This is a genomic window from Lactobacillus sp. M0396, assembly GCF_016101625.1.
GTDB lineage: Bacteria > Bacillota > Bacilli > Lactobacillales > Lactobacillaceae > Lactobacillus > Lactobacillus huangpiensis.
Window position 1 is genome coordinate 477,673 of the sequence record NZ_JACFQE010000001.1, and the last position, 15,485, is coordinate 493,157.

Genomic DNA, 15,485 nt, shown 5'->3' on the forward strand with positions numbered 1-15,485 from the left:
TTTTTAAAACTTATAACGGTGTCATACCCCCTGCCTCAGACACTTTAATCCAAGTTGGTTCTTTGTTAAGCTGCACACCAGTATTTTCAGGCGAGTAGCAACGATTTTCAAAAACACATGCATATGCTTCACCATCTACGGTTAGTGTCTGGGTTACTAATACCTTTTTGGGGTCAGTGATTTCAACATAATAACGAGGGTACTGCGCCTGCTTGAATACAGCTTCCTTTTTTGCATCGTTAAAGCCAAAATAATACATCGCTACATGTGCATTAGTAGTTGTTAAACCGAATTTATAATATCGGGGAAAAGTTTTGTTATTAGTAAAAACTTCGCCAGCAACTATTAAATAGTTAGCTGCTTTACCATTCATTAGCATTTAACCACCTCCTAAGGTGTCGCCACGAGTACGTTAGGATGTGCCTTTGAATAAGCAATACCGCTGTCTAAGTCATCACACTGGTGCACAAATTCTTTATTTTCTAAGATAGCTATTCTATTTGCTAGATTTTTATAGTCATCCTGATTTAATAGTTTCACCCAGTTGGGATATAGCCCAACATTTACGTTAATGTATCGATACTGCATCATTGGGTCAAAATCATAACTTATTAACAGTTGGAAAGTTCTAATTGTAAAATTACGAACTATTAGTAGCCCAGTAACGTAGTACCCATTATACGTGCCATCGAGGTCATAAATCCCATCCTCCACTATTTTATCTAAATCTCTTACAGGAGCAGGCTTTGTAAGCTTAACGTTGCCATTGCTGTCAGGTGCAATATTCTGCACAGATGTTACCACATCAAGATTAGCCACCCCTTTATCATTTGGACTTATTTCTGGGCCACCATTAAGGCTTATTTTTTGAAGCTTGCCAAAATTGGCTAAATCTTTATTATTCGCAATTTTAAGAAAATCTTCCTTACTCGTTGCATCGGCTTTAGTGCGAGTGTAAAGCAAGTTACCCTGCCCACTATCGCTAATGTACACAATCTGCTCATATATCTTAGCGCCGTTCCACTTTGGCACGTCAAATATCCAGCCATAAAGGTTTTTTTGTGTTGAGTCAAAGCCTGACATATTGCCATCAGATTTTAATTGACAGCCTAAAAATTGGCTTATCCCAATGGTAGAAAAAGTATCAAGGTTAATTATAGTATTACTGATATTATTGCCACTTACACTATTGAGGGCCGATAAATTTTTAATATCAGTATCGATCTTATTGTATAAATTAGTTAAGTCCTGCTTTTGCGGTAATGTCTGAACTGCCTTAGCTAATTGCTCTTGGGTAACCACACCGTTATCTGTAACATTGACTGATACGTTATCAGTTTGGCCAACTACCACAAACATGGTCAAATTGAATTTGAACAATACTTTATCCTTAAAATCAGGCATTGTTTCAGGTTCCACTGCCGTGGTAAGCGCATAAAGAAACTCTTTATCGCTGCCATCTTCTTTGGCATATAGCCCGATGGTATTAATATTGTAGCTAGTAGATAAGTCCTTATTATTAAAAATAAGCTCTGTCCCAATGACAATGCTTTTATCCAGAGCAGAATCTGCCACATTGTTAATTTCACCGTATTGCATCAGGCTAGGCAGTGCCGTTAACTGTTGCAATTCACTGATACTCTTATCTGCCAATTTTTCAGTTGATGTGGCTGCCCTGGTAATCGTGAACTTGGTTTTACCAGAACTGGCTTTAGCAGCTAAATCAAGACCTGCATTGGTTAAAATCGTTTTATTGTATTTCGACAAATCTTTGCTCCTCCTTTCTAATTAATAAACTGAGAAACGTTGGCTTGCACTGCAGTGGTTGATTTAAGCCAAGTCCCCAAACCAACTTTAAAGTCGTTGGTAATTTCAGCTCTGTTTAACGCTACTCTGATTTCATAAATCATGTTTGCTGGCAGATAGATGTTAAGCAGATACTTGATATCTTCAATTTGACTACTATTAATTTCGGCACTCTTAGCTTCTACTATTGCATCCCTTTGAATAACTGTGATTGTGGCAGGTATTTTAAGTGTCGCAAATAAATCACGTAAGTACTCAATAGTAATTGGTCTTGGTGGCAAAAGTCGCATCAGCACTTTGTTTTGTCGTGACGCTAAATCATCACTTGGAGCAGGCTTAATGCCAACTTGATCTTCAAAGACAGAAATACCCTTGGCATCTGTCTGCGTGACGAACTGATTTAAAAGCAATCGAAACTGTTCACTTTCTGCTTTGTCTAAGACCTCTCCTTGAGCATGCATGATAGCTTCCATCTCATAGACGCCATCGTAATAGTCGGGTAGATAGTCCATTAAATTGTTAGCCATCTAACTTTACCTCCCCTAAAACTGGTAGTTGTGAAGTCTGATTATCAAACACAAGGGCAATGTCTTCGTCGGTACCATTTAACGTTGGCACAGACGCATTGATTACTCCATCAACCATCATTATTTGAGATAGGATTTTGGAACGATAAATCGTCTGTGAATATCCTCGCCCAGTTTTTGCATCAATATTGTTCCAGCTTTGCCGTAGCAATTTAAAATATTCTTCGATTGCAGTTTTGATTTTTGCTTTAACTATGTCTGCTCCATGCGTGCCATCAATATTGACTGTTGCTGCTATATTAACCGTCAAAGGTGTTGGTGCAACTACAGTTACTTGATGGTCAATTGGCGCTAGACCATAGCCCTGGCTTTCATTATCAACAGGATCAATTATGTTTTTAACTTTCTTGACCAAATCAGCACTGGCTGGCATTAGGTTATTATCAACAATAACCAATTTAACCGTGCCTGCACCATTCCACACTGGATAAACCTGCCCTGCTCCAACTTCGCTAATTTTATTAAGCATCGCCAAATAATCAGCAATGTTGCCACCGTAAGCAATCCAGTCATCAGCTTTCAACAAGCGGTCACGTAAATGGTCATCTGTTTCTGCATCGCGAGCAGGAGCAACTATTTCGATTATTTCCGCCCAAGAAAGAGTGTCGTTACTCGTTACTGGTAGTATTTGTCCAATATAAGAGTTGGCTGTTGTTCCTGGATCATCGGCAGTTAATTCGCCTGTTAAATCATCATTAATTTTCTGAACAGTATAAAAGATAGGCGTTTCGCCAATACTGGCAAATTGATCGCCTATCTGTACATTATTAATTGAATTGCCATCGGAATCTAAAAACTTTGCCTTAACTTCCGTTTGCGTTGCCGCATATCTTGAGGTGCCATGTTCTTCTGCCCGATAATCTAAAAATTGTCCTTGAGCAGTCTTGATGTAAGTTTCCTTAATAATATTGGCACGTGTTAAAGATTGTTGTGCCATAACCATAGCTGCAGGTGCTAATGCGTCATAGATTACTGAACCTTCTCGCTGATCAATATCATCAGGAACATTTTCTAGCATTAAATCAAGCCAATACTCATAATCTTCTGCCATGTAGCTTTCCGCCAACTCATCTGGTGTCATCCACGCTCACCTCACTATCTATATTAATATTGCCGTACACCGTAACGCAGGTGCCTTTAATTTCTAGGGTATCTCGGCTTACTTCATTAACTGCGTCAATATCAACTTCAACCACTCGATCATCAGCTAATAATGCCTCTTTAATCATCCTTTCTGCTTCTACCTTGGCATAGCCCATGTCTTTGCCAATAATATCGTTTAGATCATTGCCATACTGGTCGGAATAGATTGGATAGACTAGACGCTCCGTCTGCAGTATTTTGTTTACTGCCTGAACCATGGCTTGCTTTTCATCAACCTTGTCTCTGATACGCCCATTTTCAATTTTAAAAGTCAAAGTTGGTTCATCGTCCAAGGTCTCATCATCATCGCCATCTGTGTCAACATCAGTGTCTTCCAATTCGGCACTTTCATCATCTATGTTGTCATCGTCAGTAACAATAATATTGTCATCATCGTCCATGCTATCCCTCCTCTCGTTCAAACAAATAAAACTGCTGTCCGCCATCCATGCGAATCATGGTTACCTTGTCGTTCTTTTTTAGGCTGTTATCAAATTCCATATCCTTAAAGGTGATTTTTTCAGTTTTAATCACATCACTGCCATTAATAGTTGCTTTACCAGGTAGCTTAAACTTGCCAATATGCTTGCCCAACACAATGAAGTTATCGTCAATTACCATGCTGTTAGATAGCTGAACCTTCAACGGCTCAATGCTAGTGACTACTCCATAAACCACATCAGCATAGTCACTGTCTTTACCGCCACGACTATTTAGCATCTTAATTAAGCGTTCTCCAGCCATTCTGCACCTACTTTCATCGTTAAGTGGCACATGTAATCAGTGCCAAATTCGTGTTCAGCTTTCAGAATAGGACAATTTTTCAACGTTTTATTAATGTCGGTAATCTTGATTGTCACGGCATTACCTGCAACAAGGTCAACGTTGCCGATGCAGTCAACGGTTAATTCCTTGTTCGCTCTGTTACGCTTGTGTAGCTCATCTTTTGCCTGCTTAACCATCTGTGCATGGTTAGCTTTGTTTTTCTTATTAACCGTAACTTGCAATTTGCCCCACTGCTCTGTTGAATCTCCTTTAGCACTAACAGTTTTAAAGCTAGTGCGTTTAGCCTCATCCTTTTTACTGCTTTTAGCTTTAGCACTAGTTGTTTTCTGATTTTTACCGTTAGCCTTCTTCTGCTTGGCTGTTGCACCTTTTGCTTGCGATTTTTTAACATCCTTTTGGACAACCTTAACCACATTAGCTGTATCGTTAATATCAACGGCATAAGAAAAACCGGTCATAGCCGACTTGCTTCCAATAATCATTTTTAGCTTTTTATATGGCGCTCTGCGTAGCTCTACAGTATCGTAATTGCAATACACATAATACATGTGCTTAGTGGCGCTCAAAGTTTTGGTAATGGCACTTTTTAACATGTCAAAATATGTTTTACCATCGCATACTTCAGCTGCCACCTTGTGCGTTGGCTTGTCGACCACCTTATGTTTAATTCCTGCACGTTTGCAGACGTTGTTAAAGCGATCGGCAATAGTGCCTGACTGCCAGACGATTGAGTCTTGGTTCTTTAGATAGCGTTCCTTGTCGTAGCAAGTAACACTAACTGTGTCATCTTCTTTGACCTTATAATTAAAGACGTAGCCATAAAAGGTTTTATGATGTTCCCAACGAAACTTGATGATGTCACCTGTATAGGGAATAATCGGATGTGCTTTTTGAATTAAGTCAAACGTCAATTCCCCAGCACTGAAATTAAGGTCAGTCGTCCATTTGACATTCGCAACTACATTCCGCAAATCGTAAGTAGTGCCTTTGCCATTTTTCTTCGACTTACGATACATATTGCTACGACGCACTAATTTAATTGTCGTTATCATGCCTTTTTCACTTCCGATTTTTTAACCCAACCACGAGCTATGCCATTAATGCCAACACATATTGGGTACTTATGCCCTGTGGCAATGTTAATTACCTGGCGCTTGGCATTTTTCTCATAAGCACCCGGACCATTGCCATTTGAATCTAGATGCAAACGTCCGTTTACGATAACCGTAGAATGAACACCAAATTTCTTTGGTGGTGCAACTCTCTTTTTACCTTTTTTCGACTTATGTTTTTTCTTCTTTTTAACTTTTTCAGCTTTAAAACTGCGATACTGTTTTAATTCAAGGGTATACTTATATTCTTCGTCAAACCCATCCTCAAAACCATAATTAAAACTGGCAATTGTCATGCACATGCTTATTTTTGTGTTGGCAACAACTAGCCTGACTAGTCCTTTTGCCTTCTGGATTTTTTTAATCCAGTCAATGTAATAATCAGGTTCTTCAGGCTGATCATCTGCTAGGTAGGTCGTTTTATACTTTGGAAAAACGGAATCAATAGTAATTCCCACTAACTTTAAATTACCTAGTCGATTCACTTCGCCCAGGTTGACCACTGTCTGGCTCTGGTCATCATTTTCATAATTAAGTTTTAGCTCGGCCGGGTTGACTGGCAATTGAATTGTTTTGCTGGTTTTATAACTAGTCAAAAAGACGCCAAAGCCGTCCATATAATTCACCTCGCTAACTTAATGCTTTTTCGCTTTTAGCAATTAAATAATCTTCAAATTTGCCAACAAGAGTTTCGAAGTCTTCATCACTATCTCCAGAGCTATTAATTTGAATAGCTCCACTCTCAATAGTTAAAGTTGAACTACGATTGTCATTGCTTAAACTATTACTGCCGAATTTTGTACCAACCAGACTAGAGCCATTAACATCGCTATTGTTGATTGAAGTTTCTAATTGGTCTTGTTCATTAATACCAATTCCTGCCGTAGCTCCATCCAATCTGTTTAATGCATTGGCAACACTATTTACAGCAGTTGCGGCACGGTCAAAGCCATTAGCAAGCAAATCTCCTGCATTAGTTTGACCCATCACCAAAGGATTAAGCGTTGGTGTCATATCTGATGCAGCAGCGACTACACCCTCTGCCATACTTGCCGAAGCATTGGCAGCTATATCCGCATCATGATTTAAACCAATTGCAAGTCCTTGGTCTAGCCAACGGCCAAATTGATTGAACAATTTAGAAGGTGAACCAATATGTAATATGCTTTTAGCAGCATTAACAACTTTTCCTGCAACATTTGATACTGCATTAACTGCAGCACCAATCATAGATTTAATCCCATTAACTAAGCCTTGAATCAAGTCTCTACCAACACTTACTAATGAACCTGCAAAGCTTCTTGCTGCATTAACTGCATTTGAAATACCATTTCTGACACTATTTACAACATTACTCATTGCACTCGTGATAGCTGTAACCATCATGGTTCCTGCCATGATAAACATGGTTACCAGTGCCATCACAGCTACACCTACAGCTATCAAACTACCTGCAACAACTAACAAAGCAGCACCAACTACCATTAATCCTGCGCCTAGGATAATTGCAGCTACACCTAATAGTAATGCACCAACTGCGGCAATCATCATCAATGGAGCTGCTATCATTAATGCAACTGCAAAGAGCATTAAGCCCAGTGCGGCTACTATTCCAACAGCTGCAATTAGAGCTATACCAACAGCCATCATAATCAAACCTATTGCTGCAACTATGGATGACGCGGCCAAAATCATTACACATACAGCTAACAGAGCAACGCCCACCGTGGCGATTATTGTACCGACAGCAACAGCAACTAAAGCAGCTGCAAATAGCAGTCCACCGATTGCTGCGACTCCCATGCCAACTGCTAATACTACTAGGCCAACTGCCAATGCAATCAAACCAACTGTAGCAATTATTGCACCAAAAGCAAAGACAGCCATTGCCGCTGACAATACCAAGATGTTAAATGCTGCCTGAAGCCCATATTGTGCTATTGTTGGCAATTCTTTAGCTAGTAATGACAAACCAAATGTTGCTGCCAATATTCCGACACCAGCCAAAAGTGCTGCAACACCGATTGCAAAAATTCCAACCGCTGCAACATCTAATTGTTTTGAAAGTGCAGCAATTACCACTAATATCACGATAATTGCTACGCCGACACCTATCAAGATGCCTATTGCTGTTGAACCCCCTTGTGCAATGGTTTTAATGCCATATGCAAGTAAAGCAAAGCCAGCACCAGCTGTAAGGGCCGCCACTCCTAGTTTTAAAAAGGCTCCAGCACTTTGCATAATTCCTCCCGATTCAGGAACACTATTTGTTGGTATTTTAGGAGATTTTACTTTTTTAAATGCTCCAAAGACTTTTGCTATACCGGAAATTCCTTTACCAAGAGTATTTATTACTTTGAAAGCCGCAAAAGCTATTGCAAGGTTTTTAATAGCCCCTGCAATATTATTTAGTGTACCAGGCTTAAGTTTGCTAAGTTTATTTAGACCATATACAACAGTTGTAAATATTAGTCCCCTAGTTCCTGTTTTCAGAATAAAGAATGCAGTACCTAAAGCTTGCAAACTGCTTGGATCTAATTTACTAATTACTTTTGCGATTGCGCTGATTGCCTTGGCTATTCCCGAAATACTTCTACCAGAAATTGAGCCTAAAGTCGTAAAAAAGCTAGTCTTGCCATCTCCTTCGCTCATCGTGTCAATGACATCACTAACAGCGTCAGCTATAGTTTGAAACATTTTACCAACTTCTTTACCAGCGCCAGTACTGTTAAAGCCATCGAATACATCTTGCAAACCTAATTTAAACTTGTCAAAAATTGGTTTAACGTAATTAATGGCATTAATGATGCCATCCCCAAAGGAGTTCCAATTTAACTCACTCATTTTATTGGTTATTCCTTCAATTGCACTAATTCCAATTTTACTTAATTTTTGAAATTGTGGCTGTAAACCGTTGGATAAAGTTTCTTTCAACCCATCCATTGCCTGACCTACAGTTTTATACTGTGTAGCCATTTTACTGAAATTAGCATTAGTACCAGTTTTGGCAACAGCATTAAGAAATTCCTGGGTTTTTATTTTTCCGTCTTGCACATTTTTGACTAGGTCTTGAGTTGACATATGCATAGACTTAGCAACTGCAGCCATACCTGCTGGCGTTTGTTCAAGCATAAGTTTGAAGTCTTGCCACTGGACTGTGGGCTTTGCAGCCATCTGTGTTGCTTGTTGACTCAAAGTTTTCATAGCCTGCTTTGGATCAGTAGCAGCTGCAGCCAATCCACCAAATCCTTTGACTAGCCTCGTAGTATTCTTAACCCCTACAGCTGCCAATTGGCTATATGTAGAGGACATGTCTGATGCAGAATAAATTGTGTCTTGGGCAAATTTTTGCATCGAACTTTTGGCTGCTGCTATCTGTGCTGGTGACCTACCTAATTGACGCATGTTCCCATCAAATGTTTGCCAGGAAACACTAGCCTCATTTAGTTCATCAATCATTGAATGAATTCCGGTGGTAGCAGCACTTGCAGCTGAACTAATCATTCCGCCAAAGGCAGTTCCTGCTATGATCTGTTTTAGTCCAATTCCTGCAGATCTAGCGCCATTTCCAAGAGATAGCATTCCATTACTACCCCCATTCATTGCATTTTTAAGGCGGGAGCCCAAACTAACGCTACGTTGTACACCAGCATTAAACTTATTTAATACATTACTGAAAGCATCATTTATTTTTAAAGTACTGCTTATTGTGGCCATAAGTTACCTCCCTTCTATATATGTTTAGACCTAGCTTTACGTTTGGCTTCTCGCTCTTGCTTTTTCTCTTCTTTTTGCCTAATTTGAATTGAAGCTACTACTAGTGCTTTTTCTTTTTGTGTCAATTCAGCCCATTGTCCTGGAGTCCAATGATATTCATTCAAGCAGTAATAATAAACGCTGAAATCGCCATAAGACTCATTAATTAGTTTTTTGCTTGTTCGACATAGTTGTTAATACTGTCAATATCAAAGCCTGATATTTCTTGGATTGATTGTCCAAGGTCAGCATACTGACCAGCATTTAGCATTTTTTTTAGGACACCAGCAGGATCTGCAATACAACCCCATGACTTTTGTAATTTTTCATTATTTAAATCTGGTTGAATAACTGCTTCAGCCATCATCAAATCAATTAGCTTGCCTTGGTCAGTTTCTTGAATTCGTTGATGTGTTTTCTTGTTAATATAGCTAGTTGTTGCTTGTTTTTGCATTTCATTAAATTCATCCGCTGTGAGTGCTTTAATGATAAATGGTGATTTAAAACCTTTTATTTTTACTTCCTTAGTTTCATTTTTTGGTTTGACATTTTCTGCTAAAAAATCTTCGACATTATAAGCCATTTTTATTTCCTCCTAATTACAAATCGAATCCATTAAAACCGGTGACTAAATTTACCTGTTCAAAGGTAAAGTCTGATTCCCAATCCATGACTCCATCATCTGCTTCAAAGTCAGCAAACGGCACATCATCTAAGTTTACTTCGCCAAAGTGCAATGTTTGTGTACCTGCTCTACTGGTTGGATCATTAATGGTCATTGTGATTTCAAAATATAAATCTTTACCGCCATTGATATATGGCAAAGCATATTTTGTCCAATTTGAACTTATCAGGTAGCCTCCAAGTGTTCCAGTACCTTCAACCGAAGTAACTTTTTTGTGCTTCCAGCGACTGCCTAATGTTTGAACGTCTTCCTTGTTTTTTTCTAGTTTTGCACTAAATTTTTTGCACTCAATTAGCGGAATTACTTTGCCGTCAATTGTGACGTATACTTTGGCATCTTTGGTGGAAATTGTGTCACGACCGTTAAGAAAACTGCCAACTGTGCTTACTGTTTCATCTGCCATTATTTTTACCTCCTAATTATTGAACGATCATTGTCATATAGAGTTTCTCCATTGAGTCCAATGGTTTAACTGCTAAATTAACCAAAATTGAGTCACGGTCATTGCCTGCTTCAATATAAATGTCGTCTTCTTTAAAATCACTGATTACATTCGCATCTGCTAAACTTTGCAGATAGCTTACACGGTTAGCTTTAAACAAGTCTCGTCCAGTCGAACTATTAGTGATCTTGCCGATAAACATATCTTCGAATGTCCGTTTAGTATTGGTTACAATAGCGTCCATTGTTCGAACAACTCTATTCTTGCTAAAGAAAACTGGTTTTTCATCAGTGAAACTAGTCAATGAGTTAATATCTTGCTCAATTACAACTGTCTCATTGCGTTTTGTCGTAAAGACAATTTCGCCATTTTCTAACGCTTCAATAGTTCTATCGTTGCTGAATTTCGGATATGCGCTAATTGCATCTGGGTATTCCGCGTAGGTCAATGATTTAGCTGCATCAGCTGAACTTGAAGCACCTGCAAAGAATCCTGCAGCTACTGTGGCATCTAGTTCAGTACCGTCTCCCAACACAACACCATTAGCCACGATTGAAATACCTTCATAGTTAACCTTGTCGCTAGTGTATGGAATTACGCCACGTACTTTGATATCGTTGTCTTCACGCAAATGCTTAATTTCATCAACCAACTGTTTATGAAGTGGACTATCAACTGGGAAACCAGCTGTAGTGGCTACATCGTAGTCTTCGGTTTCAAGTGCGTCATTAAGCAGATCACTAATGTCTACTGGCGTAGTGGTTCCACCTGTTAAATCAACCGTTACATCATGCTGTAAATCAGCCAATGGATTAAGGCTTGTTGGTTTAACAATTGGTGCCTTAGCATTATCACCGCTGTCCTTAGTATCAGGACTTGTTGGTGTTGTTCTGTCAGTTAATTTAACGAGAATATAGTCATTTGACATGAGACTTTCTGGCTTATCTACATTAATATCCTGTTGATCAACAACCCTGCTATTGAGCAAAGTTGATACGATCACCTTGCTATCGCTCTTTTGCACAGTCACATGCAATTCATTGCCGACTGTACCAGGAAATTTTGCGGTAAATGCCCATGGTAATGACTCATCATTGGCTGTAGCCGCAACTCCATCATTGTTGTTAAGTAACAATACTGTGTTTGCTCCTTTAAGCACCTCGTGAAGTGTTTGCAGCTCTGGCTCATCAATATCGTGTCCTAATAGTGCCTTAAAGTTTGAGTCACTATTAAGCTTGATAATGCCTTTTGCACCCCAGTTAAGTTGTGTGCTAACTGGTAGTAATGTCCGTCCAATGTCTGTGCCATTGTTGTTATTGCCTTTACCCACAACATTAATGTAGGCACCTGGACGACGCTTATTCTGTGTTTTCCAACTCATATAATTTGTCCTTTCACTTCTTCTTTATTTAATTTGATTTCATCTTTTTTGTCAGGGTAAAACCTACCCCAAACTTCGAATTGATAAATCAATGTATTGTCTTCTTGCTGTGTTACCTGAATATGTCTTAGCGGAGCATAGTCTTTTAGCTCTACCAAACCACTCAAGAGGTAATCTTCCACTTGTTCCATATCCGTTTTTGGATGATCGGGATTAGGAAAATAGATTACCTGATAGGCATACTTGCGATATTGTCTGTCAAACAATTCTGGAGCGGATGATGTGTCAATTTTTTCAATAAAAAAAGACGGCTCATTAAATCCGTCTGCTTGATTTTCTGTGTAAATGGTTGCCTTAGGGAATAGCCGTGCTATCTCGTCAGCAATCCTTTCAATTATTGTCACTCCATCAGCCTCCTTAGAATATCGTCCATTACTGGGGTAATCAGCTGTGGAATCTGGTTAGAAGTCTGCTTAGTGGCTTTTTGCAGAAAATGCTGACCAGGAACCCAGCTTGCTTTTATCCTTTTACCAATCTCAGGTACATATCTGCCTGGCTTCTGCCTATGTCCATTTTCAACGAATGAAGCATAGTTTTTGCTATTTCTAAGTTCGATTGAGATGTCAGCCCCTGAAAAAATCGGACCAATTAATTGCCAACTCCTTCTTAGATCACCAGTTTTAACTGGTGTTCTGACTTCCGCATTGCGCTTATAAGTCTCACCGACATTTTTAACACTCTTCTTGACCTCATTCTTTAGCTGACCACCTGATACTTGGGCATTAACATGTTTGGCGAATTCTTCAAATTGAGAATTATCAAAATCTCCAAACGCACTCATGCTTTCTCATCCCTTGTCATAGCAATTTCCTGATGGCTCACATAACCTGAGTAGCCTTTACTGCTACGCTTATACTTGGTAGTTTTGCCGTTAACATCAGTCACTATAATAATTGCACCTGCCGGCACATCAATTCCTGTTCTAATCAGCAACTTTGCGTCATACTCATCAGTACCATAAAACGACTGCTCACTGGCTTTTAAGCCTTTGAGTATAACCTTAGCTGGTTCATCTGTAACTATCGTCACAAACTCACTGGTGGTTATGTGGTGTTCATTAACAACCTTTTTAGTGGCTTGGATGGTTACTTTGTCAGTCCATAACATCGGAGCTATGTCTTTCAATTTATTTAGCGCATCAATCATTGTGGTAGTCTCCTAAAATGGATTAGATCGCTGATAAAATCATCGGTAACCGGGTTAAGTTTTTGGACCTGAGCATATATTTCAGCAGGTGATCCGAAGTTAACGGACACATCGCCTTCACTGATTGAATTGACTGCATCGTTGTTAGTCCACTCGTGTGTTTGAATTAGCTGTAAGCACATCGCTGTAATGGTGCTATCTATTTCTGGTGGCAGTTCATCAAAGGGAATGTTGGTAAAGTTTGCTACCGACTTAATTACTCTATCTACACTAAAATCAATCAGATCGCTGTTTGCCTTATCACCCAACAATTGGGCGATCTTATCTTTAATCTTCTTTTTACGTTCGTCATTCATCTTTACTTCCCGCTTTTAGCTGTAGTCTTAGTGCTACTTGCTTTAGTATCTGAGTTCGCATCTGCTGCCTTAGTTGTTGCTTGACTATCATTTGAATTATTAGATGGTGCTTGTGGGGCAACTTTGTCTGCAATCACAAATTGAATACCCGCTGTCTTGGTGTTGAGCAACAGAACATCGTTATATGATTGCTCGTAGTATAGCCAGTTACCACTTGATTTAGCACTTGGTGAGTCAAATCCAGCAAAAGTATATTTCTCTGGCGCAATTTGCACGCCATTGTAGATCAACATCATTTCAATCTGTTTAGAACTATCAATAGTTTTAGCACCAACAGTAAAATCGTATGCTGTTTGCATTAAATCAGACGGGATTACTACGATATTTACGTCATCTAGGCTATAAACCGTACGCTGTACACTATTTGGATCTTTCAGTGTTAAGCCACGGTTCATTGCCTCAGCACGTTTTAAGATTGCGTTGATCTTTGGTGTTACGTACAAGTATCTATTTTGATTTGGAATTCTCGCTTCGTCAAAATCAACCATCATGTTGTCAAAGGCTGTAAGGATATTTTTCTCGTCAAGTGTATCAGTTGTAATACCTTTGCCACCATCTTTAGTTTGCTTTTCTAAAAATAGTTTACTGAACATGTATTTATCCATTTCCGGCATTTTTTCATCAAGGTTGAATTGACGAGTAATGTTTGCAATTGATACTACATAGTTAGTTTCATCAATATCAGATGGATCAACTAGTGTGCTCCAATAACGTTCATTAGTTAACTCGTATGAGTCCCAGTCGTTGCTGTAATTAGCTTTAATATCAGTTATTTCACGTCTCTGTCTGTTTCTACGCCCTTCTTCAATTGTTAGTCTAGGTAGTTTGATATGCTTAGCACCATCAAAAGAAATAAGGCCATTGCTTGGTGATTGCCATAATGGTGCTGTGTATAAGTGCCCATCGTAAAACGCCTGTTGTACTGCTTGTTGATATTGTTCTGCGTAATTAACTGTTTCCATTATTTATTAATTTCTCCTTTAAAGACATTAGTCATAGTGGCTACTGGATCAGGGTCGGTATTACCGCCACCACCTTGTGGCTGGTATGGTTCTTTATTGCCCTGGTCAAATAAGTAGCCATCTGTTTTCTGCAATGAACTTATCTGATCGTCTAAGCCTTCTACTTCGCCCTTGTCGTTAAGCTTCACTTCGTCCATATTGAGCAGAGCTTTAGCAGCCTTGGAATTGCGCACCTTTGCCTTACTTAATGCACTGTCGACTGCGCTATTAAGCTTTGTTTGTTCCAATTCTTTAGTTAAGTTGTCGGTGTCCTGTTTGTATTTGCTCTGTAACTCTTTGAATTGATTAGTGAGTTCCTCATTATCGCCGGCTTGCTTTTTGAGCGTTTTTAAATCTTTATCTCTTTCGGCAATTTGGGATTGCAGAGACTCATTAGTTTTGTTCAGTTCGTCAATCTTAGACTTTGTACTCTCAACGTCAGCTCCATGTAGGCTCATTACTTTGTCAATTTGTTCATCTGTTAGATTTAATTTTTTTAGTTCTTCACGTTTCATGTATTTGTTCCTCTCTCGCTTCTTTTTACGTGGGGCGACCACAATCAAGGCATAAAAAATAAGCCTTTTTACGCCATGCTCGGGGCAAAATAAAAAGCAGCTTTAATTGCTGCTCTTCAAACTTTTAATATTGCTTATTTAGCTCTTTCATATTTGAATCGCTAAACAAATAATCCAAACCTTTTGGTGTTATTGCATAACCAGTGCTTACATATTTAGTAGGTTCTTCCTTCCATACTTCTTTTAAATATTTTTTTTCGTTTATTAATGTTTCTAGAATTTTTATTATATACTCTCTTTTATACGACGAACAAAACTCCCTTGCTTCCTCTACATCATATATTTTTCCTTTTTTTAACTTTTCATAAGCATTTCTTAAAATTTTGTTAACAATTACTAAATAATCATCATCTTTTAATTCCATAAATCCTCCTAAGCTTGTACAGCACTGACCACATCAGAAATCCAAATGTCCTGTGGGTTATCACCCGCAGCCATGAAGATTAATTCAGGCTGATCATCGTCTTCGTTCTCAATTTCTTCAACAAAAATAGTTTTCTTGCTACCATCTTTTAATGTAAATGTGACATTTCTTGCGCGAAAATTTGCAATTATTTCTGGTAAAGACATTTTATGTGGATCCATTTTT

20 protein-coding genes are annotated in these 15,485 nt (G+C 38.8%); all 20 read right to left on the minus strand.

Annotated features, from left to right (window positions below; genetic code table 11):
- Positions 1 to 10: 10 nt before the first annotated feature.
- Positions 11 to 379: a hypothetical protein gene (locus H3T43_RS02290; RefSeq protein WP_198212239.1), complete on the minus strand. Its 369-nt coding sequence runs from the start codon at positions 377 to 379 to the stop codon at positions 11 to 13.
- A gap of 11 nt (positions 380 to 390) precedes the next feature.
- A complete protein-coding gene (locus tag H3T43_RS02295; protein ID WP_198212241.1) occupies positions 391 to 1,767 on the minus strand; it encodes a hypothetical protein in 1,377 nt (458 codons plus the stop codon).
- Positions 1,768 to 1,784: 17 nt separating this feature from the next.
- Entirely contained in the window at positions 1,785 to 2,333 is a 549-nt protein-coding gene (locus H3T43_RS02300) for a putative phage tail protein (RefSeq protein ID WP_198212243.1), read from the minus strand.
- Positions 2,326 to 3,474 carry a baseplate J/gp47 family protein gene (locus H3T43_RS02305; protein ID WP_198212245.1) on the minus strand — a complete coding sequence of 383 codons (1,149 nt, stop codon included), beginning with the start codon at positions 3,472 to 3,474 and terminating at the stop codon, positions 2,326 to 2,328. Before H3T43_RS02305 ends, H3T43_RS02300 begins: the two co-directional genes overlap by 8 nt.
- A complete protein-coding gene (locus H3T43_RS02310) occupies positions 3,461 to 3,937 on the minus strand; it encodes a DUF2634 domain-containing protein (protein WP_198212247.1) in 477 nt (158 codons plus the stop codon). The genes H3T43_RS02305 and H3T43_RS02310 overlap by 14 nt, the downstream gene beginning before the upstream one ends.
- A gap of 1 nt (position 3,938) precedes the next feature.
- Entirely contained in the window at positions 3,939 to 4,280 is a 342-nt protein-coding gene (locus H3T43_RS02315) for a DUF2577 domain-containing protein (RefSeq protein WP_198212250.1), read from the minus strand.
- Complete coding sequence (locus H3T43_RS02320; protein WP_232350224.1) at positions 4,262 to 5,374, minus strand: hypothetical protein; 1,113 nt, start codon at positions 5,372 to 5,374, stop codon at positions 4,262 to 4,264. The genes H3T43_RS02315 and H3T43_RS02320 overlap by 19 nt, the downstream gene beginning before the upstream one ends.
- Positions 5,371 to 6,051: a hypothetical protein gene (locus H3T43_RS02325; protein WP_198212251.1), complete on the minus strand. Its 681-nt coding sequence runs from the start codon at positions 6,049 to 6,051 to the stop codon at positions 5,371 to 5,373. Before H3T43_RS02325 ends, H3T43_RS02320 begins: the two co-directional genes overlap by 4 nt.
- A gap of 13 nt (positions 6,052 to 6,064) precedes the next feature.
- Positions 6,065 to 9,151, minus strand: coding sequence for a tape measure protein (locus tag H3T43_RS02330; RefSeq protein ID WP_198212253.1), 3,087 nt, complete (start codon positions 9,149 to 9,151; stop codon positions 6,065 to 6,067).
- 205 nt (positions 9,152 to 9,356) lie between these two features.
- Positions 9,357 to 9,773: a hypothetical protein gene (locus tag H3T43_RS02335; protein ID WP_198212256.1), complete on the minus strand. Its 417-nt coding sequence runs from the start codon at positions 9,771 to 9,773 to the stop codon at positions 9,357 to 9,359.
- A 16-nt stretch (positions 9,774 to 9,789) separates the two neighbouring features.
- Positions 9,790 to 10,278: a phage tail tube protein gene (locus H3T43_RS02340; protein WP_045927897.1), complete on the minus strand. Its 489-nt coding sequence runs from the start codon at positions 10,276 to 10,278 to the stop codon at positions 9,790 to 9,792.
- 16 nt (positions 10,279 to 10,294) lie between these two features.
- Positions 10,295 to 11,698, minus strand: a complete 1,404-nt coding sequence (locus tag H3T43_RS02345; RefSeq protein ID WP_198212258.1) for a phage tail sheath C-terminal domain-containing protein — start codon at positions 11,696 to 11,698, stop codon at positions 10,295 to 10,297.
- Positions 11,695 to 12,102, minus strand: coding sequence for a DUF6838 family protein (locus H3T43_RS02350; protein ID WP_198212260.1), 408 nt, complete (start codon positions 12,100 to 12,102; stop codon positions 11,695 to 11,697). The genes H3T43_RS02345 and H3T43_RS02350 overlap by 4 nt, the downstream gene beginning before the upstream one ends.
- Positions 12,099 to 12,539, minus strand: a complete 441-nt coding sequence (locus H3T43_RS02355; RefSeq protein WP_198212262.1) for an HK97 gp10 family phage protein — start codon at positions 12,537 to 12,539, stop codon at positions 12,099 to 12,101. The genes H3T43_RS02350 and H3T43_RS02355 overlap by 4 nt, the downstream gene beginning before the upstream one ends.
- Entirely contained in the window at positions 12,536 to 12,901 is a 366-nt protein-coding gene (locus H3T43_RS02360; RefSeq protein ID WP_198212360.1) for a hypothetical protein, read from the minus strand. The genes H3T43_RS02355 and H3T43_RS02360 overlap by 4 nt, the downstream gene beginning before the upstream one ends.
- Positions 12,901 to 13,260: a hypothetical protein gene (locus H3T43_RS02365; RefSeq protein WP_198212264.1), complete on the minus strand. Its 360-nt coding sequence runs from the start codon at positions 13,258 to 13,260 to the stop codon at positions 12,901 to 12,903. The genes H3T43_RS02360 and H3T43_RS02365 overlap by 1 nt, the downstream gene beginning before the upstream one ends.
- 2 nt (positions 13,261 to 13,262) lie before the next feature.
- Positions 13,263 to 14,282, minus strand: a complete 1,020-nt coding sequence (locus tag H3T43_RS02370) for a capsid protein (protein WP_232350226.1) — start codon at positions 14,280 to 14,282, stop codon at positions 13,263 to 13,265.
- Complete coding sequence (locus H3T43_RS02375) at positions 14,282 to 14,836, minus strand: phage scaffolding protein (protein ID WP_198212266.1); 555 nt, start codon at positions 14,834 to 14,836, stop codon at positions 14,282 to 14,284. Before H3T43_RS02375 ends, H3T43_RS02370 begins: the two co-directional genes overlap by 1 nt.
- A 124-nt stretch (positions 14,837 to 14,960) precedes the next feature.
- Positions 14,961 to 15,260: a hypothetical protein gene (locus H3T43_RS02380; protein WP_198212268.1), complete on the minus strand. Its 300-nt coding sequence runs from the start codon at positions 15,258 to 15,260 to the stop codon at positions 14,961 to 14,963.
- 8 nt (positions 15,261 to 15,268) lie between these two features.
- Positions 15,269 to 15,481 carry a hypothetical protein gene (locus tag H3T43_RS02385; protein ID WP_198212270.1) on the minus strand — a complete coding sequence of 71 codons (213 nt, stop codon included), beginning with the start codon at positions 15,479 to 15,481 and terminating at the stop codon, positions 15,269 to 15,271.
- Positions 15,482 to 15,485 lie beyond the last annotated feature (4 nt).